Below are 19178 nucleotides of genomic sequence, written 5' to 3'. Positions count from 1 at the left end.
TACGCTTACTCCTGCGGGGCCTCTTCGGCGCCGGCAGCGTCTTCATTGTCCGGTGCTTCAGCCTCGACGCCCTCTTCGTCCGTCTCGATCACATCATCGAGTTCGTCCTCGGAAGGCTCCTGGATACGCTCCAGGCCCACCAGCGTCTCGTCGGTAGCCAGCTTGATCAAGGTCACGCCCTGGGTGTTACGGCCCAGGCTGGACACTTCGCCAACGCGGGTACGCACCAGCGTGCCCTGGTCGGAGATCAGCATGATCTCTTCGCCTTCCTGCACCTGGATGGCGCCGATCAGCAGACCGTTGCGCCCCTTGGTGCCCATGGCGATCACGCCCTGACCACCACGGCCGCGACGCGGGAACTTGGACAGCGGGGTGCGTTTGCCAAAGCCACGCTCGGAAGCGGTGAGGATCTGCGCGCCGGATTCCGGGATCAGCATGGAGATGATCTGCTGGCCCTTGCCCAGCTTCATGCCGCGCACGCCGCGGGCGTTACGGCCCATCTCGCGCACCACGCTTTCAGCGAAGCGGATCACCTTGCCGGCGTCGGAGAACATCATTACTTCCTTGGCACCGTCGGTGATGGCCGCGGCGATCAGGGTGTCACCTTCCTTCAGCTTCAGGGCGATAAGGCCGTTGGAGCGCGGACGGGCGAACTGCACCAGCGGGGTCTTCTTCACGGTACCCGAAGCGGTGGCCATGAAGATGTAGGCGCCGGTCGGCTCGGCAACCCACTCAGGGGTGTCGCCCTCTTCCTCGTCCACTTCCTCGGCCTCGACAACTTCGCCTTCGAGCACGGTGTCATCCGCATCCTCCAGCTCTTCGTCGGCATCAGCGCTCTGCTGCAGGGCCTCGAGGTCGATCTGCAGCATGGCGGTGATACGCTCACCCTCCTCCAGCGGCAGCAGGTTGACCATTGGCCGGCCGCGTGCGGCACGGGACGCCTCAGGAATGTCGTAGGTCTTCAGCCAGTACACCTTGCCCTTGCTGGAGAACAGCAGCAGGGTGGCGTGGCTGTTGGCGACCAGCAGGTGCTCGACGTAGTCCTCGTCCTTCACCCCGGTAGCCGACTTGCCTTTGCCACCACGGCGCTGGGCCTGGTAGGCGGACAACGGCTGGGTCTTGGCGTAGCCGCCGTGGGAGATGGTCACCACGCGCTCTTCTTCCGGGATCATGTCGCCGTAGTTGAGGTCGTGGCGCGCATCGAGGATTTCGGTGCGGCGGGCATCGCCATACTCGGCGCGGATGGCTTCCAGCTCTTCGCGGATCACTTCCATCAGGCGCTCGGCGCTGCTGAGGATGCGGATCAGTTCGCCGATCTGCTCGAGGATTTCCTGGTATTCGGCCAGCAGCTTCTCGTGCTCCAGGCCGGTCAGGCGGTGCAGGCGCAGGTCGAGAATGGCCTGGGCCTGTTCCGGCGACAGGTAGTACTTGCCTTCACGCAGGCCGTACTGCTCCGGCAGGTCCTCGGGGCGGCAGGAATCGGCGCCGGCGCGCTCGACCATGACCTGCACGGCACTGGACTCCCAGGCGGTGGCAATCAGCGCTTCCTTGGCTTCGGACGGGGTCGGCGAGGCCTTGATCAGGGCGATGACCGGGTCGATGTTGGACAGCGCGACCGCCTGGCCTTCGAGGATGTGGCCGCGTTCGCGGGCCTTGCGCAGCTCGAACACGGTGCGGCGGGTCACCACTTCACGGCGGTGACGCACGAACGCTTCGAGCAGGTCCTTGAGGTTGAGCAGGCGCGGACGGCCGTCGACCAGGGCCACCACGTTGATGCCGAATACGCTCTGCAGCTGGGTTTGCTGGTAGAGGTTGTTCAGTACCACCTCCGGCACCTCGCCGCGACGCAGCTCGATGACGATGCGCATGCCGTCCTTGTCGGACTCGTCGCGCAGCTCGGTGATGCCTTCGATCTTCTTCTCTTTGACCAGCTCGGCGATCTTCTCGATCAGGCGCGCCTTGTTCAGCTGGTACGGCAGCTCGGTAACCACGATCTGCTGGCGGCCGCCGACCTTGTCGATGTCTTCGATCTCGGAACGAGCGCGCATGTAGATGCGGCCACGACCGGTACGATAGGCCTCGATGATGCCCTGGCGGCCGTTGATCAGGCCGGCAGTCGGGAAGTCCGGGCCAGGGATGTGCTGCATCAGCTCATCGATGGTGACTTCGGGGTTGTCGATGAGTGCCAGGCAGCCATCGATGACCTCACCGAGGTTGTGCGGCGGGATGTTGGTCGCCATGCCCACGGCGATACCGCTGGAACCGTTGACCAGCAGGTTGGGAATACGGGTCGGCATGACCGCCGGGATCTGCTCGGTGCCGTCATAGTTGGGCACCCAGTCGACGGTCTCCTTGTGCAGGTCGGCCAGCAGCTCGTGGGCCAGCTTGGCCATGCGCACTTCGGTGTATCGCATGGCTGCGGCGTTGTCGCCGTCCACCGAACCGAAGTTGCCCTGGCCGTCGACCAGCAGGTAGCGCAGCGAGAACGGCTGGGCCATACGCACGATGGTGTCGTAGACCGCAGTGTCGCCGTGCGGGTGGTACTTACCGATCACGTCACCGACCACACGGGCGGATTTCTTGTACGGCTTGTTCCAGTCGTTGCCCAGTTCGCTCATCGCATAGAGAACGCGGCGATGCACAGGCTTCAAGCCGTCACGCGCATCGGGCAGCGCTCGCCCGACAATCACGCTCATCGCGTAGTCGAGGTAAGACTGTCTCAGTTCGTCTTCGATATTGACCGGGAGGATTTCTTTGGCCAGTTCGCCCATGAGAAGCCTGATTCCTTTTTCTGGTGAAACTTCGCAGCTCCATCAAGGGCCGAACGAAGCTCGCCGCCGCAGCGCATAAGGGTGCGACGACTTACGACAAATCAATGAGTTGTGCCATGGATCTGCGCAATGAAGGCCGCCGTGATGGGCGGTCTTGGAAACTGCCGGATGTTATCACAAAGGCATGGGAGGTGGGGAGATGTGGCAGGTGGCCTCACGTGAGCGAAAATCTGGATTTTTTAATAGCCTGTGCCGGCCTCTTCGCGGGTAAACCCGCTCCCACAGGTACACCACCGCCCTCAGGCCTTGTGCTATCCCTGTGGGAGCGGGTTTACCCGCGAAGAGGCCGGCACAGGCAGTGCAAAAATCAGTGCAGGCGCTTGCGGCAAATCAACTGTGCCAGCTTGGCGGTATCAGGCCGCTCGACGATGCCGCGCTCGGTCACAATCACGTCGATCAGGTCGGCCGGGGTCACGTCGAACACCGGGTTGAACACCTCGACATCCGGCGCCACGCGAGTGCCGCCAATGTCCAGCAACTCGTCGGCAGCGCGCTCTTCCAGCGGGATGTCCTCGCCCGTGGCCAGGTTCAGGTCAATGCTGGTGCTCGGCGCCACCACCATGAAACGCACGCCGTGGTGCATGGCGCTGACTGCCAGCTGATACGTGCCGATCTTGCTGGCCACGTCGCCGTTGGCGGCGATACAGTCCGCGCCCACCACCACCCAGGTGATGCCTTTGCTTTTCATCAGGTGGGCCAGCGCCGAATCGGCGCACAGGGTCACCGGGATGCCTTCGTTGGCCAGCTCCCACGCGGTCAGGCGCGAGCCATGCAGCCAGGGGCGGGTCTCACCGGCATACACCCGCTCGACCATGCCCTCCAGGTAGCCGGCGCGGATCACCCCCAATGCAGTGCCGATGCCACCACAGGCCAGGGCGCCGGCATTGCCGTAGGTGAGCAGGGCCTGGGCATTGCCCTGGTGGCGGCGAATCAGCTCGATTCCCTGCTGGGCCATGGTCAGGTTGGCTTCGCGGTCACTTTCGTGAATGGCCACCGCTTCGGCTTCCAGCGCCGCCAGCACGCCCTCATCCGGACGCAGGCGCTGCAGGCGCTCGCGCATGCGGTTCAGCGCCCAGAACAGGTTGGCGGCGGTAGGACGTGCTTCGGCCAGGGTGAGAAAGTCTTCTTCCAGATCCATTTCCCAGTCGCCACCCTCGGCCAGCCGCTCTTCCAGCGCCAGCACCAGGCCATAGGCCGCGGCAATGCCGATGGCCGACGCGCCGCGCACGACCATGTCGCGGATCGCCGCTGCCACCTGCGCGACATTGTCGCAGGCCTGCCAGCGTTCTTCCGACGGCAGCAGGCGCTGGTCGAGCAGGTGCAAGACGCCGCCCTGCCAGCGGATCGCGGTCACCTTCTCCGCCGCCAAAAGTCGCTCGCGCATCGCCTCTCCCCGTCGTTCGGATATCAAAAGCCGGCGATTATAGCGACCCTCGGGGCCGAGCGCTCGGGTATACTCCGGCGCAATTTTGCGAAGTTTCAGAGGACTGTTCTAATGAGCAACGTCGACCGCGCCGAAATCGCCAAGTTCGAAGCGCTGGCCCACCGCTGGTGGGACCGCGAAAGCGAGTTCAAGCCGCTGCACGAAATCAACCCGCTGCGCGTCAACTGGATCGACGAGCGCGCCAGCCTGGCCGGCAAGAAAGTGCTGGACGTGGGTTGCGGTGGCGGCATCCTCAGCGAAGCCATGGCCCTGCGCGGCGCCACGGTCACCGGCATCGACATGGGCGAAGCGCCGCTGGCCGTGGCCCAGCTGCACCAGCTGGAGTCGGGCGTGCAGGTGGAATACCGGCAGATCACCGCCGAAGCCCTGGCCGAGGAAATGCCCGAACAGTTCGACGTGGTCACCTGCCTGGAAATGCTCGAGCACGTGCCCGACCCGTCTTCGGTCATCCGCGCCTGCTACCGCATGGTCAAGCCTGGCGGCCAGGTGTTCTTCTCCACCATCAACCGCAACCCCAAGGCCTACCTGCTGGCCATCGTCGGTGCCGAGTACATCCTGAAGATGCTGCCGCGCGGCACCCACGACTTCAAGAAGTTCATCCGCCCGTCCGAGCTGGGCGCCTGGAGCCGCGTTGCCGGCCTGCAGGTGAAAGACATCATCGGCCTGACCTACAACCCGCTGACCAAGCACTACAAGCTCAGCAGCGACGTCGACGTCAACTACATGATCCAGACCCTGCGCGAGGAATGAGCATGCGTTTGCAAGCAGTACTCTTCGACATGGACGGCACATTGCTCGACACGGCGCCGGACTTCATCGCCATCTGCCAGGCCATGCTCGTCGAGCGCGGCCTGCCGGCGGTCGATGACAAGCTGATCCGCGACGTGATCTCCGGCGGCGCCCGGGCGATGGTCGCCGCGACCTTCGCCATGAGCCCGGAGGCCGAAGGCTTCGAGGCCCTGCGCCTGGAATTCCTCGAGCGTTACCAGCGCGACTGCGCGGTGCACAGCAAGCTGTTCGACGGCATGGCCGAGCTGCTGGCCGACATCGAGAAAGGCAACCTGCTGTGGGGCGTGGTCACCAACAAGCCGGTACGCTTCGCCGAACCGATCATGCAACAGCTGGGCCTGGCCGAGCGTTCGGCGCTGCTGATCTGCCCGGACCACGTGAAAAACAGCAAACCCGACCCCGAGCCGCTGATCCTCGCCTGCAAGACTCTGAACCTGGACCCTGCCAGCGTGCTGTTCGTCGGCGACGACCTGCGCGACATCGAGTCTGGCCGCGACGCCGGCACCCGCACGGCGGCGGTGCGCTACGGCTATATTCATCCAGAGGACAACCCCAACAACTGGGGTGCCGACGTGGTGGTGGACCACCCGCTGGAACTGCGCAAGGTTATCGACAGCGCGCTGTGCGGCTGCTGAGTTGCAACGGCTGACGACCGCCCCTGTGGGAGCGGGCATGCCCGCGAAGCAGTCACCGCGGTGGATGGCACCGGCTTTGCCGGTGTTCGCGGGCATGCCCGCTCCCACAGGGTTCGGCGTTGCCCAATGAACAAGGGAAAAAACTGATGTTCGACTACACCGCCCGCCCCGACCTGCTGCAAGGTCGGGTCATCCTGGTTACCGGTGCCGGCCGCGGCATCGGCGCTGCTGCCGCCAAGGCCTACGCTGCGCTGGGTGCCACCGTGCTGCTGCTGGGCAAGACCGAAGCCAACCTCAACGAGGTCTACGACCAGATCGAAGCCGCCGGGCACCCGCAACCGGTGGTGATCCCGTTCAACCTGGAAACCGCCCTGCCCCACCAGTACGACGAACTGGCGGTGATGATCGAGGAGCAGTTCGGCCGCCTCGACGGCCTGCTGAACAATGCTTCGATCATCGGCCCGCGCACGCCGCTGGAGCAGCTGTCGGGCGACAACTTCATGCGCGTGATGCACATCAACGTCAATGCCACCTTCATGCTCACCAGCACCCTGCTGCCGCTGCTGAAGCTGTCGGAAGACGCTTCGGTGGTGTTCACCAGCAGCAGCGTCGGGCGCAAAGGCCGGGCCTACTGGGGCGCCTATGGCGTGTCCAAGTTCGCCACCGAGGGCCTGATGCAAACCCTGGCCGATGAACTGGAAGGCGTGGCACCGGTGCGCTCCAACAGCATCAACCCGGGCGCCACGCGCACGGCGATGCGGGCACAGGCCTATCCCAGCGAAAACCCGCAGAACAACCCGCTGCCGGAAGAAATCATGCCGGTGTACCTGTACCTGATGGGGCCGGACAGCAAAGGGGTGAACGGGCAGGCGTTCAACGCCCAGTAAGCCTGCACTGGCCTCTTCGCGGGCACGCCCGCTCCCACAGGTATGGCGCAGTCCTCAAGGGCTGAGGTGATCCTGTGGGAGCGGGTTCACCCGCGAAGAGGCCGATACAGGCGAACGATCAGCCCGCAGCCAACGCCGGTCGCATGCGCCCCTGCTGGCGCCCTTCCAGCTGCATGCACCGTTCCAGGAACAGGTACATGCAGTCATAGCTCTTGCAAATCGCCTTGCGCAGTTCAGTGCGCAGCCCCAGGGTCGGGTTCTCGCCGGCCAGGGTGCAGATGATCTCCAGCGCCTCCCACGGGTGCGCGTCATCATACTGGGCATGCATCTTCAGCCACTTCATCGCCCGCTTGCGCTGGTCCTCCGGGAAGCCCAGTGCATAGGTGTCGGTGGAGCACACCACCGCCGACCATTCACCGGTCGCACCTTCGATGGCGTAGTTGGTCGCCGCCATGGAAATGGCGAGGTTCTCGGTAGCGCACACGCGCCAGCACCAGTCGTTCAAACCGTTCAGCTCTGGCGGCACATCCTGGGCCTGTAGTTCGTGCAGGTGCACGCCATGCGCCTGGCACCAGTTCACCCAGTAGTCGGCGTGGTTGAGCTCGACACGGATGTTGCGCATCAGCCAGCGCCGCGCCATGTCTTCGCCCTGATGTCGGCCGTAGCGGGTCTTGGTCAGGTTGTGGGCCATGTACAGCGAGAACTGCTCCACCACCGGCCAGCCACCGATCAGGTACTGGCGAATGGTCGATTGCTTCAGCTGGCCATCGCGCAGACGCGCGTAAAACTCGTGCTCGACTACCCGGCGCTTGCTCTCGCGGCAGTCTTCAATCAGTTGCTGGGCCCATTGGGGGTAGCTGGCGGGATCCATCAAAGGCCCGATACGAACGAATGCGTCAATCACTTTCAGCTCCTTGATCCTTGTGATTTCTAGCTAGCGAAACGTGCCAGGTGCCCGCTGCAACAGAGGCCGGGCGGCGATCCGTTGGCGCTGCAGACTGTCACAGGTGAACACCTGAGGGCGTTCGATGAGATAGCCCTGGGCGTAATCCACGCCAATTTCCTGCAAGGCCTGCTCGATCAAGGGTGTTTCGACGAATTCGGCAATGGTGCGCTTGCCCATTACGTGACCGATGTGGTTGATGACCTCGACCATGGCCCGGTTGACCGGGTCGTCGAGCATGTCCTTGACGAAACTCCCGTCGATCTTCAGGTAATCCACGGGCAAATGCTTGAGGTAGGCGAACGATGACATGCCGGCGCAGAAGTCATCGAGCGAGAAGCGACAACCCAGCCCCTTCAACTCGTTGATGAAGCGGATGGCGCTGCCAAGGTTGGCTATGGCGCTGGTTTCGGTGATTTCGAAACAGATCATCCGCGGCGGAATGGCGTAGTCGACGAACAGGCGTTGCAGGTATTCGAGGAACTTGTCGTCGCCAATACTCGACCCCGACAGGTTAATCGCGCAGATCGACAGCGGCCCCTCGCGCTCTTCGTCCAGGCACTGGCGGATGACCTGGAACACATTGCGCACTACCCAGCGGTCCAGCGCGGTCATAAGGCCGTAGCGCTCGGCCGCCGGGATGAAGCTGCTAGGCAGGATGGTACGCCCGCTTTCGTCGTGCAGGCGCAGCAGGATCTCGATATGGCCAGGGCCTTCGAAGGTTTTCAGCGGGGCAATTTCCTGGGCGTACAGGCAGAAGCGGTTTTCCTCCAGGGCCACGTGCAAGCGCTGGATCCAGGCCATTTCGCCAAACCGCATGGACAGCTCGCTGTCGTCGGCATGGTACACCTGCACGCGGTTGCGGCCCTTTTCCTTGGCCATGTAGCAGGCCATGTCGGCGGCGCGCAGCGAGGTTTCAAGCGTGCCGGGGGCCTGCGCCATGTGCACCAGGCCGACGCTGACAGTGGTGACGAACGGCCGCCCCTTCCACACGAAATGCAGGCTTTGCACCAGCTGACGCAGCTGCTCGGCAATACGCTCGGCCTGGTCGGGCGGGCAGCTTTCCAGCAGCACGCCGAATTCGTCCCCCCCCAGCCGGGCCAGGGTATCGCCTTCGCGCAGGCCCGACTGCAGCACGGCGCAGATGTGCCGCAGCAGTTCGTCGCCGGCAGCATGCCCGCAGGTATCGTTGACCAGCTTGAACTGGTCGAGGTCGAGGAACATCAGCGAATGCCGCCCGGGCTGGCGCGCCAGGTCGTTAAGCGCCTGCTCCAGGCGGTATTCGAACTCGCGGCGGTTGGCCAGCCCGGTAAGGGCGTCGTGGGTCGCCTGCCAGGACAAGTTCGCGATGTACTGGCGCTCCTGGGTCATGTCGTGCAGCACCAGCACGATACCGCCGACCTGGCCGTCACTGACAATCGGCGAACCGACCAGGTTGACCGACACGGTGCTACCGTCCAGGCGCTGGATCAGCCGGGCATGCTCGGCGCCGCCCTTCAAGCTCCCGCTGAGCACCTGCTCGACCAGGCTACGGCCGTCTTCCTCGGCCTGCTCGTCCACCAGGCTGAACAGCGCCGACAGCGGCAGGCCCTGGGCCTGGCCGGACTGCCAGTGGGTCAGCTGCTCGGCGGCCGGGTTCATGTAGCCGATACTGCCTTCCACGTCCGCGGTAATCACCGCATCGCCAATGGCCTGCAGGGTGATCTGCGCCCGCTCCTTTTCTTCCTGCAGGGCGCTGGCAAAGGCCTGACGTTGGGCAAGCAGCTTGCTGGAGCGGCGCCAGGCTATGGCAATCAGGAACATCGCGGTCAGCAGGTTGGTGATCAGCAGCACCCGCAGCAGCATGCGCGAGCCTTCGCCCAAGGCATCGCTGAACGCCCTGGCGGCCGGGGTTACCCCTTCGTTGATGGTGACGATGCGCGCCTTCCAGTCGCTGACCGTGCGGGCATCGACCGGGCCAGCGGCGAAGCTGCTGCGCATTTCCATGGCCAGCATATCCAGCTTGCCCAGGTAATCATCGCCGATGTCCCAGTAGTCGATAGCCGTCTGCATGTAGCTGACGTTGCGAAAGTTGCGGTAGAACCAGATGATCCGCTCGACATCGTCGGGGTGGTTGCCACCTTGCAGCACAGCCTGGCGCGCGGCGTCCAGGTCGGGGCTGGGCTGGTCGAGCACCTCGCGCAGCTGGTGGTCGCCCTGGGGCACGGTGATTGCCTGGCGATAGCGCTGGTAGGTGATGTTGTCGCGGGTTTCGGCGTACAGGTTGAGGTAGTAGATGGCGTCTTTCTGCGCCTTGGACCACAGGCTTTCGCCCGCCACATAGGCACGCACGGCCGAGAGCGTATAAAGGCTGAGGCTGCCCAAGGCGACCTGGAAGACCACGACGGCGATGAAGGGCCAGGTGATGCCGAGCAGCTTTGGCGCTTCTAGAGTGCGATGTCCCTTCATGGAGTCCCTGTCACAGAGCAGATAAGGCGCAAATCAACCCAGACAAGCACAGCGTAGGCCATTTGCCATCCCGGCGGTTGGGTTTTTTATGGCAGGAAACCGGGGGATTTTTGCATGGCCTTCCCGGCCCTATCGCCGGCAAGCCAGCTCCCACAGGATTACCACAGGCCTGAGCATTGTGGGATACCTGTGGGAGCTGGCTTGCCGGCGATAGGGCCCGCACAGGCTGCCAAAAAATTCAGCTCTGCTGCAGGTGCCCATATAGCTTGGCATACAACCCACCCTCGGCAATCAGCTGCTGATGGTCGCCGTCCTCGGCCACATGCCCGCCGTCGAACACCAGCACCCGGTCGGCCTGTTTCACCGCCGACAGGCGGTGGGCAATGATCAGTGTGGTGCGGCCGCTGAGAAAGCGCGCCAGGGCCTGGTGCAGGTTGTATTCGGTGGCGGCATCCAGGGCCGAGGTGGCTTCGTCGAGGATCACCACCTTGGGCTCGGCCAGCACCATGCGGGCAATGGCCAGGCGCTGGCGCTGGCCACCGGACAAGCGCACGCCGGAACGCCCTACCACACTGTCCAGGCCCTGCGGCAAGGCGGCGATGGTGGCATCCAGCTGGGCGATACCCAGCGCCTGCCAGCAGGCCTCGTCGCTGCTGTCCCGGCCCATGGTCAGGTTGGCGCGCACGGTGTCGTTGAACAACGACGGGTGCTGCAACACTACCGCCACGTTTTCGCGCAGGGTTTCCAGGCCGATTTCCTGCAGGCTGGCACCGCCAAAGCGGATGGTGCCGGCCTGGGCGCTATACAGACCCAGCAACAGCTGCACCAGGGTGCTCTTGCCACCACCGCTGGCGCCGACGATTGCCACCTTCTCGCCCGGAGCAATGGACAGGTCGAGGTGCTCGAGCACCGGCTCGTCGCCATAGGCAAAGCGCAGGTCACGCACGTCGATACCGACTGTCTCGCGGCCGGCGAACGGGTCGCTGGCGGCCGGGTACTGCGGCTCGTCGGCGCGTGCCAGCAGTTCGTTGAGGCGGCTCAACGCGCCACCGGCGGCGTAGTAGGCGTATTGCAGGTTGAGCAACTGCTCCACCGGGCCGATCATGAACCACAGGTAGCTGAACACCGCCAGCATCTGGCCGATCGACAAGTCGGAGAACAGCACGGTGAGCATGGCCGCGGCGCGGAAAATATCGATACCGAACTGAAACAGCAGGCCACTGGCACGGCCACTGGCATCGCTCTTCCATTGCGAGTCGACGGCGTAGTCACGCACTTCGCGCGCGCGCAGGCCGAGGCGACCAAGGAAGTAGCCCTGACGGTTGCTGGCGCGGATTTCCTGGATGGCATCGAGGGTTTCTGCCAGCGCCTGGGTAAACCGCGCGGTGCTGTCGTTCTCGAGTTTTTTCAAGTGCTTGACGCGCTTGCCCAACTGCACGGTGAAGTAGATGACCAGGGGGTTGAACAGCAATATCAGCAAGGCCAGCTGCCAGTGCATCCAGATCAGGATGGCCGCCGTGCCGGTCAGGGTCAGCATGGCCACCAGGAAGCGGCTGAGGGTTTCGCCGACGAATTTGTCGAGGGTATCCAGGTCGGTGACGAGATGGGTGGTCACCGTGCCGCTGCCCAGGCTCTCGTATTCCTTCAGCGAGATGCGCTTGAGCCGCTCGATCAGGCGAATGCGCAGGCGGTAGACGATGTCCTTGGCCAGGCCGGCGAACAGCCTGGCCTGGATCACGTTGAACGCCAGCGCGGCCAGGCGCAGGCACAGGGTCAACAGCAACATCAGGCCTATGTAGCCCGCCGCCACCTGCCAGCCGGACGGCAGCAGGTGGTTCATCCACTTCAGCGCGGCATCGCCATGGCCCAGCAACACCTCGTCCACCAGCAACGGCAGCAGCAGCGGGATGGGCACGCTGCAGCAAGCCGCCAATACGGCGATCAGGTTGGCGGACCAGAGGTTTTTCTTGTGATGCAGGGCCAGGCGGCGGATTTCCGCCCAGCTCAGTCGATCGGCCGCAGTGTGAGGCTTGCCCGGCACCGGGTCGGGTGACCCCGGCACATCAAGCACAGGCGGCCTGCTGCAGCCAGCGGCCGAGCAAAGGTTGCAGGCGTTCCAGCGGCTGGTAGCCGTTGGTCAGCAGGGCCAGCTGGCCATTGCGTTCGGCCAGCAGGGTCGGGAAACCGGCAATGCCCAGGTCCTGGGCCCAACTGAAATCGGCTGCAGTGGCGGCGCGGGTGTCGGCACGGGCGAAGGCCTCGGCGAACACGGCACGATCGAAGCCTGCCTGCTCGGCCAGATCGACCAGATGCGGCGCAACGGTCACGTCCACGCCCTGCTCGTAGAACGAACGCTGGATCAGCGCCAGCAGCGGCCAGACGCGCTCGGCGTTCAGCTCGCGGGCAGTGACCAGCGCACGGCAGGCCGGCTCGGTGTCGTAGACGAAGCCGTCGGGCATGGCCCCCTCGAAGCGGAACGGCTGGCCGGTGGCATCGGCCACCGCCTGCCAGTGTTCGAGGATGTACTTGCGGGTAGAGCTGTCAAGGGGACTGCCGCCGGTACGCAGCCCGCCAGGCACCAGGTGGGTCGGCACGCCTGCCTCACGCGCCTGGGCGATCAGGGCCGCGGCCACGGGTGCAAAACCCCAGCACCAGGAGCACATCGGGTCCATCACATAGATCAGGCGTGCAGACATGCATCAAGCCTCGGCTTTGTAGTTGTAACCGATCGGGTGCGGCAGGTTGCGGGCCTTGGCCAGCTCGATCTGCTTCTGCCGGTCGATGGCGCTACGCCGGGTCTTCTCGCTCAGGGTGTCCCAGCAATGCGGGCAGCTGACCCCTGGCGAATAGTGCTCGGACGCGCGCTCCTCTGCATTGATCGGGTGGCGGCAGGCGTGGCACTGGTCGTACTCGCCTTCACTCAGGTCATGGCGCACCGTGACGCGGTTGTCGAAGACGAAGCAGTCGCCGTCCCACAGGCTTTCTTCCTGAGGCACTTCCTCGAAGTATTTCAGGATGCCGCCCTTAAGATGATAGACCGCCTCGAAGCCTTCACCGAGCATGTAGCTGGAGGCTTTTTCGCAACGGATACCGCCGGTGCAGAACATGGCAACCTTCTTGTGCTTGCTGGGGTCGAAGTTGGCCTTGATGTAGTCGGGGAACTCGCGGAAGGTTTCGGTCTTCGGGTCGATGGCGCCCTTGAAGGTGCCGATTGCCACTTCGTAGTCGTTACGGGTGTCGATCAGCAGCACTTCCGGGTCGCTGATCAGCGCGTTCCAGTCCTTGGGCTCGACGTAGGTGCCGACCGCCTGGTTCGGGTCCACGCCCGGTACGCCGAGGGTGACGATCTCTTTCTTGAGCTTGACCTTGGTGCGGTAGAACGGCTGTTCGTCGCAGTACGATTCCTTGTGGTCGACATCGGCCAGGCGCGGGTCGTTGCGCAGCCAGGCCAGCAGGCCATCGATGCCTTCGCGGGTGGCCGACACGGTGCCGTTGATGCCCTCGTGAGCCAGCAGCAGGGTGCCTTTGACGTTGTTGTCGAGCATGGCCTTGAGCAGCGGTTCGCGCAGCTCGACGTAGTCTTCCAGGGTGACGAACTTGTACAGCGCCGCGACGACGATGGGTTGGGACATGAAGCAGGTTCTCCAGGTGGTTGCCCTCGTAAGGGGCGGACCGGGTTTGACAGGTGTAAAAAAGCTTGGGGGCGCTTTGCGCCCCTTTCGCGGCACAAGGCCGCTCCTACAGGGGAATGCACAACCCGATGGCTGTTGCGGTCCCCTGTAGGAGCGGCCTTGTGTCGCGAAAGGGCCGCAAAGCGGCCCCCGGATTTTGCAGGATTCTACCAGAACAACAGCAAGGTTTCAGTGCCCGCCGCCCGCACACACCGGCGAGGCCGGTGCAACGCCGACCTTGGCCCACTCGTCGGCGGTGTAGGTGTGAATGGCCAGGGCATGGATCTCGCCCATCAGCTCACCCATGGTGGCGTACACCTTCTGGTGGCGCTTCACGCTATTCAACCCGGCAAACTGCTCGCTGACGATCACTGCCTTGTAGTGGGTCTCCTGACCACGACTGTGCATGTGGCTTTCATTGAGCACTTGCAGGTGTTGCGGCGCCAGGGTGGCCAGCTGCTGTTCGATACGCTGTTGCATGGTCATTGCGGCGTACTCACTTCTTCGCCGGGGCGGCGGCCTTGCCAGCGTTCGGGTCCAGCTCCTTGGTCATGTCGTCCAGCAGCTTGTTCACCACCGGTACCGCTGGCTCCAGGCTCTGCTGGGTCAGCTGGGCCGACTGCTGGGTGACCTTGGGCATTTCGCGCAGCACTTTCTTGCCCAGCGGCGATTCATAGAACTTGACCAGGTCCTTGAGCTCCTGCTCGGTGAAGGTCTGGGTGTACAGGTCGACCATCTTCGGCTTCAGCTTGTTCCAGCCGATGGCGTTGTCCAGCGCGGCGTTGGCCTTGGCCTGGTAGCTTTCCAGTACCGGCTGCTTGCTGGCCGGGGCCTTGGTCTGGGCGAAACGCTGGGCAAACATCTGCTGGACCTGCATGTACACCGGGGTGCCCAACTTGTCAGCGTTGGCCAGGGTCAGGAATTTCTCGGCAGCAGCATTGTGGCTGGCGGTGGCAGCGAGTACCTGGCCGCTGGCGCAAGCCAGGGCAACGGCGGCACAAAGGACACGGAGACGGGTCATTGCATTTCCTTCGGAAGAGAGGGAGGCGGGTACCTCAGAGTAGAGCATTCTGCGCCGTGGTGGCGATGTGCTCAAGTGGCACGACGAGCGACTGAACCGCCCGGTCGAATCAGGGCCTAAACTGCGATTTCGAACTACACAGGAGTGAGTACAGAATGAGCCGTATCGAGACAGACAGCCTGGGCCCGGTCGAAGTTCCTGAGGACGCCTACTGGGGTGCGCAGACCCAGCGTTCGCTGATCAACTTCGCCATTGGCAAGGAACGCATGCCCATCGCGGTGCTGCACGCCCTGGCGCTGATCAAGAAGGCCGCGGCACGCGTCAACGACCGTAATGGCGACTTGCCGGCCGACATCGCCCGGCTGATCGAACAGGCCGCCGACGAAGTGCTGGGCGGCCAGCATGACGACCAGTTCCCGCTGGTGGTCTGGCAGACCGGCAGCGGCACCCAGAGCAACATGAACGTCAACGAAGTGATCGCCGGGCGGGCCAACGAACTGGCCGGCAAGGGCCGTGGCGGCAAGGCGCCCGTACACCCCAACGACCACGTCAACCGCTCGCAGAGTTCCAACGACTGCTTCCCCACCGCCATGCACATAGCTGCGGCGCACGCGGTACACGACAAGTTGCTGCCGGCCATTGCCGAGCTGTCCTCGGGGCTGGCCGAACTGTCGGCACGCCACCACAAGCTGGTGAAAACCGGCCGCACGCACATGATGGACGCCACGCCGATCACCTTCGGCCAGGAGGTGTCGGCCTTCGTCGCCCAGCTCGACTACGCCCAGCGCGCCATTCGCGCCACCCTGCCGGCGGTGTGCGAACTGGCCCAGGGCGGTACCGCCGTGGGTACCGGGCTCAACGCCCCGCATGGTTTTGCCGAAGCCATCGCCGCCGAACTGGCGGCGCTGTCTGGCCTGCCGTTCGTCACTGCGCCGAACAAGTTCGCGGCCCTCGCCGGCCACGAGCCGCTGACCAGCCTGGCTGGCGCCCTGAAAACCCTTGCCGTGGCCCTGATGAAAATCGCCAACGACCTGCGCCTGCTGGGTTCCGGCCCGCGCGCCGGGCTGGCCGAAGTACGCCTGCCGGCCAACGAGCCGGGCAGCTCGATCATGCCAGGCAAGGTCAACCCGACCCAGTGCGAAGCGCTGTCGATGCTGGCCTGCCAGGTGCTGGGCAACGACGCGGCGATCGGCTTTGCCGCCAGCCAGGGGCATTTGCAGCTGAACGTGTTCAAGCCGGTGATCATCCATAACCTGCTGCAGTCGATCGAATTGCTGGCCGACGGTTGCCGCAATTTCCAGCAGCACTGCGTGGCGGGCATCGAGCCGGATGCCGAGCAGATGGCGGCGCACCTGGAACGGGGGCTGATGTTGGTAACGGCACTAAACCCGCATATTGGCTATGACAAGGCGGCGGAAATTGCCAAGAAGGCCTATGGCGAAGGCAAGACCTTGCGCGAGGCGGCACTGGAGTTGAAGTACCTGACCAATGAGCAGTTCGACCAGTGGGTGAGGCCGGAGAACATGCTGGCTCCGGGGGGCAAAGGCTAGATTGTCTAACGCCTGTGCCGGCCTCTTCGCGGGCTTGCCCGCTCCCACAGGTACTGCATCAACCTGCAGACTGTGGAGATCCTGTGGGAGCGGGCAAGCCCGCGAAGAGGCCGGTACAGGCAATCAATGAACCTGGGCCAGCCGCGCCCTGCGCGCCCGCCACCCGGCCACCAGCGACGGCCCCAGCGCCACCACCGCCGAGCCCAGCACCACGGTCACCGCCCCCACATAACCCAGGGCATTGATGTCCTCGGCCTGCACATACTCAGGCCACACCACTGCCGCCAGCGCCACCGCGACAAAGGTCACCAGCGGCGTCAGCGCCAGCGTGGCACTCACCCGCGATGCCTCCCAGTGCGCCAGCGCTTCGGCGAACGCACCGTAGGCCACCAGGGTATTCAGGCAACAGGCCAGCAACAGCCAGCCTTGCACCGGGGTCAGCTGCAACGCCTCCAACGGCTGGGCCCAGGGCGTCAGCAGCGCAGCGCAGCTGAGATAGATCACCATCATTACCTGCTGCGAATGCCACACGGTCAGCAGCTGCTTCTGGCTAAGCGCATAGAACACCCAGATGCTGGTAGCCAGCAGGATGGTCAGCACCCCGGTGGTGTAGGTGCCGAGCGAGGTCAGCAGCTCTTCCAGGCGCTGGTTGAAAAACAGCCCGAACCCCGCCAGCAGGATCAGCAGGCCCACGCCCTGCCCCAGGCTGAAACGCTCGCGGAACACGAACACGCTGGCGACCAGCAACAACACCGGGCCGAGCTGCACGACCAGTTGCGCGGTGCCCGGGCTGAGCAGATTGAGGCCGATCAGGTACAGCACGTAGTTGCCCATCAGGCCGAGCACGGCCACTGCCACCAGGCCCTTGCCCTTGGGCGCCAGTTTGCCGAAGGAAGGCAACCTGCGCTTGGCGGCCAGCCAGGCGAACAGCAGGCCACCGGAGACCAGCAGGCGGTACCAGGTGACGGTGACCGGGTCGACCACTTGCAGCACCTGCTTGAGCTTGATCGGCAGGATGCCCCAGAGCAACGCGGTCAGAAGTGCCAGGAACAGGCCATAGCCCCAGCGGCCGGAAGTGGTGTGCATAAAATCCTCGATCAAGCCCGTGGTGGGGGTAGTTGAATTCTACGGGCTTGGAGGGCGGAGACGGTGGCGAGTGCCGGGAAAATAATTCATCAGGTCATTCTTTCGGGGCATGGCTTGGCAGGTGTGCTGCCTGTTCTGGCCCTTTCGCGGGCACGCCCGCTCCCACAGATTCGCACACTGTGGGAGCGGGCGTGCCCGCGAAAGGGCCAGAACAGGCAGCCAACAAGCTTGGCTACTTCTTGTCCCTGGCAAACGCCGCCTCGAGCGCCTGGTTGATCGTGCGCAACACCTTCACCCGCGCCCAGCGCTTGTCGTTGGCCTCCACCAGCGTCCACGGCGCGATCTCGGTGCTGGTGCGGTCGACCATGTCCCCCACCGCCTGGACATAGTCGTCCCACTTGTCGCGGTTGCGCCAGTCATCTTCGGTGATCTTGTAGCGCTTGAACGGGATCTGCTCGCGCTCTTCGAAACGCTCCAGCTGGGTCTGCTGGTCAATCGCCAGCCAGAACTTGACCACCACCGTGCCGGCATTGACCAACTGCTCTTCAAAATCGTTGATCTCGCTGTAGGCGCGCATCCAGTCGGCCGGGCTGCAGAAGCCTTCCACCCGCTCCACCAGCACCCGGCCATACCAGGAGCGGTCGAAGATGGTGAACTTGCCGCGCGCCGGAATGTGCCGCCAGAACCGCCACAGGTAGGGTTGTGCGCGCTCTTCTTCAGTGGGTGCGGCAATCGGCACGATACGATACTGGCGCGGGTCCAGCGCGGCGGCCACGCGGCGGATGGCACCGCCCTTGCCGGCAGCGTCGTTGCCTTCGAACACCGCCACCAAGGCATGCCGGCGCATGCGCTTGTCGCGCAGCAGGCCGGCCAGGCGGGCCTGCTCGGTAACCAGTTGCTCCTGGTAGTCGGACTTGTCCAGGCGCAGGGTCATGTCCAGCGCGCCGAGCAGGCTGCGCTGGTCGATGCTGCGGCCCAGCGGGGCGACGTTGCCTTGGTGCTTGCCTTTGGGGTTGTTGGCCAATGCTGCCTGCAGGCTTTCCAGCAGGATGCGCCCTACCGCCAGGCTGCGGTAGTTCGGGTCGACGCCCTCGATGATATGCCACGGCGCATAATCGCGGCTGGTGCGGCGCAGCACGCGCTCGCCAAAGCGCACGAAACGGTCGTAGGTTTCCGACTGCTGCCAGTCCAGCGGGCTGATCTTCCAGCTGTGCAGCGGGTCGTCCTTGAGCGACTTCAGCCGCGCCTTCATCTGCTTCTTGGACAGGTGGAACCAGAACTTGATGATCAGCGCCCCTTCGTCGCACAGCATCTCCTCGAGCCGTTCGGCGCCGGTGATGGCCTGGTCGAGCACGGCATCCTTGAACACCCCGTGTACCCGCCCCTGCAGCATCTGGCTGTACCAGTTGCCGAAGAACACGCCCATCCGCCCCTTCGGGGGCAGGGCCCGCCAGTAACGCCAGGCCGGCGGGCGGGCCAGCTCTTCGTCGGTCTGCTGGTCGAAGGTGAGTACATCGATCATGCGCGGGTCCATCCACTCGTTGAGCAGCTTGACCGTCTCGCCCTTGCCCGCGCCTTCGATGCCGTTGATCAGCACGATCACCGGGAAGCGCGCCTGCTGCTTGAGTTCGTACTGGGCTTCGAGCAGGGCCTCGCGCAAAGCGGGTACCTCGGCGTCGTAAGTCTCCTTGTCGATGCTGTGGCCGATTTCGGCGGATTCGAACATGCATTGGCTCCTTCAATGGATAAGCAAGACTAGCGGATTTGAAGGCTTGTGCAGTACCTGTGAGAGCGGGCGTACCCGCGAAGAGGCTGGCACAGCCTGCGCAAACCTTCCGGATGGCATAAAATCCGCCCATCCGCTGCAACCGAG

General features: G+C 64.2%; 15 protein-coding genes. 4 read left to right on the top strand and 11 right to left on the bottom strand.

All coding sequences use genetic code 11. The features are described 5' to 3' along the window. Positions 1–5: 5 nt before the first annotated feature. Together gyrA and mtnA are read right to left on the bottom strand one after the other, a co-directional pair. Positions 6–2771 (bottom strand): DNA gyrase subunit A, encoded by a 2766-nt coding sequence (gene gyrA, locus CAF70_RS18655; protein ID WP_085626336.1) that lies wholly within the window; start codon positions 2769–2771, stop codon positions 6–8. A gap of 367 nt (positions 2772–3138) precedes the next feature. Next, the gene (gene mtnA, locus CAF70_RS18650; RefSeq protein WP_085626335.1) at positions 3139–4215 is read right to left on the bottom strand and encodes an S-methyl-5-thioribose-1-phosphate isomerase; all 1077 of its coding nucleotides are present in this window, start codon (positions 4213–4215) and stop codon (positions 3139–3141) included. A gap of 111 nt (positions 4216–4326) precedes the next feature. On the opposite strand from mtnA, the gene ubiG reads away from it, so the two are divergent. The 3 genes from ubiG to CAF70_RS18635 all read left to right on the top strand — a co-directional run bounded on the left by ubiG (position 4327) and on the right by CAF70_RS18635 (position 6586). Further along, the gene (gene ubiG, locus CAF70_RS18645) at positions 4327–5025 is read left to right on the top strand and encodes a bifunctional 2-polyprenyl-6-hydroxyphenol methylase/3-demethylubiquinol 3-O-methyltransferase UbiG (protein ID WP_025338098.1); all 699 of its coding nucleotides are present in this window, start codon (positions 4327–4329) and stop codon (positions 5023–5025) included. Between the two features lie 2 nt (positions 5026–5027). Further along, positions 5028–5699: an N-acetylmuramic acid 6-phosphate phosphatase MupP gene (gene mupP, locus CAF70_RS18640; protein WP_085626334.1), complete on the top strand. Its 672-nt coding sequence runs from the start codon at positions 5028–5030 to the stop codon at positions 5697–5699. A 146-nt stretch (positions 5700–5845) separates the two neighbouring features. Then, on the top strand, positions 5846–6586 hold the full coding sequence (locus CAF70_RS18635; protein ID WP_085626333.1) for a YciK family oxidoreductase: 741 nt from the start codon (positions 5846–5848) through the stop codon (positions 6584–6586). 118 nt (positions 6587–6704) lie between these two features. On the opposite strand, the gene CAF70_RS18630 is transcribed toward CAF70_RS18635, so the two are convergent. From CAF70_RS18630 to CAF70_RS18600, 7 genes are all read right to left on the bottom strand, one after another. Further along, positions 6705–7490, bottom strand: coding sequence for a TenA family transcriptional regulator (locus CAF70_RS18630; protein WP_085626332.1), 786 nt, complete (start codon positions 7488–7490; stop codon positions 6705–6707). Positions 7491–7520: 30 nt separating this feature from the next. Then, a complete protein-coding gene (locus CAF70_RS18625) occupies positions 7521–9977 on the bottom strand; it encodes an EAL domain-containing protein (RefSeq protein WP_085626331.1) in 2457 nt (818 codons plus the stop codon). A gap of 238 nt (positions 9978–10215) precedes the next feature. Then, positions 10216–12048 (bottom strand): ABC transporter ATP-binding protein, encoded by a 1833-nt coding sequence (locus tag CAF70_RS18620; protein ID WP_085626330.1) that lies wholly within the window; start codon positions 12046–12048, stop codon positions 10216–10218. Beyond that, positions 12041–12673, bottom strand: coding sequence for a DsbA family protein (locus CAF70_RS18615; RefSeq protein ID WP_085626329.1), 633 nt, complete (start codon positions 12671–12673; stop codon positions 12041–12043). The genes CAF70_RS18620 and CAF70_RS18615 overlap by 8 nt, the downstream gene beginning before the upstream one ends. Before the next feature lie 3 nt (positions 12674–12676). Beyond that, positions 12677–13609, bottom strand: a complete 933-nt coding sequence (locus CAF70_RS18610; RefSeq protein ID WP_085626328.1) for a rhodanese-related sulfurtransferase — start codon at positions 13607–13609, stop codon at positions 12677–12679. Positions 13610–13837: 228 nt separating this feature from the next. Then, positions 13838–14134 carry a BolA family transcriptional regulator gene (locus tag CAF70_RS18605; protein ID WP_085626327.1) on the bottom strand — a complete coding sequence of 99 codons (297 nt, stop codon included), beginning with the start codon at positions 14132–14134 and terminating at the stop codon, positions 13838–13840. Positions 14135–14144: 10 nt separating this feature from the next. Beyond that, positions 14145–14669, bottom strand: a complete 525-nt coding sequence (locus tag CAF70_RS18600; RefSeq protein ID WP_046615552.1) for a DUF2059 domain-containing protein — start codon at positions 14667–14669, stop codon at positions 14145–14147. A gap of 155 nt (positions 14670–14824) precedes the next feature. Between CAF70_RS18600 and CAF70_RS18595 the strand changes: the two genes are divergently transcribed. After that, entirely contained in the window at positions 14825–16219 is a 1395-nt protein-coding gene (locus tag CAF70_RS18595) for a class II fumarate hydratase (protein WP_025338090.1), read from the top strand. Between the two features lie 123 nt (positions 16220–16342). On the opposite strand, the gene CAF70_RS18590 is transcribed toward CAF70_RS18595, so the two are convergent. Together CAF70_RS18590 and pap are read right to left on the bottom strand one after the other, a co-directional pair. Then, positions 16343–17305 carry a DMT family transporter gene (locus CAF70_RS18590; RefSeq protein ID WP_085626326.1) on the bottom strand — a complete coding sequence of 321 codons (963 nt, stop codon included), beginning with the start codon at positions 17303–17305 and terminating at the stop codon, positions 16343–16345. A 232-nt stretch (positions 17306–17537) separates the two neighbouring features. Next, positions 17538–19031 carry a polyphosphate:AMP phosphotransferase gene (gene pap / locus CAF70_RS18585; protein ID WP_085626325.1) on the bottom strand — a complete coding sequence of 498 codons (1494 nt, stop codon included), beginning with the start codon at positions 19029–19031 and terminating at the stop codon, positions 17538–17540. Between the last annotated feature and the right edge of the window lie 147 nt (positions 19032–19178).

Origin of the sequence: Pseudomonas sp. B19(2017), from assembly GCF_002113165.1 — a bacterium.
Taxonomy (GTDB): domain Bacteria; phylum Pseudomonadota; class Gammaproteobacteria; order Pseudomonadales; family Pseudomonadaceae; genus Aquipseudomonas.
This window is presented reverse-complemented; position numbering and strand designations above follow the sequence as displayed.